The sequence below is a fragment of the Faecalibacterium sp. DFI.5.82 genome, assembly GCF_029076575.1.
GTDB classification, from domain to species: Bacteria; Bacillota; Clostridia; order Oscillospirales; family Ruminococcaceae; genus Faecalibacterium; species Faecalibacterium duncaniae.
The window spans coordinates 1-311 of sequence record NZ_JARFIS010000510.1; the positions used below are offsets into that span (position 1 = coordinate 1).

Sequence of the window (311 nt, forward strand, 5' to 3'; positions counted from 1 at the left end):
GAACCAGTAGTTTTCCTCTTCGTAGCCCACCAGCAGCAGGCAGTGCTCGTGGCACTTCCAGGCAAAGTCGGTGCCATCAGCCAGCAGCCAGTGATCCCGCTCCTCGGGCACCGGGGTAAAAACCAGCGTTGCCCAGAACACCACCGGCATTTCCTCGTCGATGAACCGGCACAGCTGCGCTGCGGTCTCGCCGCTCACGTCCAGCACCTCGAACCGGTCCGCCGCCCCTTCATGCTCCAGCGCGCTCTGCACGGCCTGCACGATGCAGGGGGCATAGCAGCCGTACCCGGTGTGGTCGTGGGGGTCGCCGG

General features: G+C 65.6%; 1 protein-coding gene. It reads right to left on the minus strand.

Features of this window, described 5'->3' with window-relative positions; all coding sequences use genetic code 11:
* Positions 1-311: C39 family peptidase (locus P0G09_RS17650; RefSeq protein WP_275253321.1), on the minus strand; the 311-nt coding region annotated here is incomplete at both ends.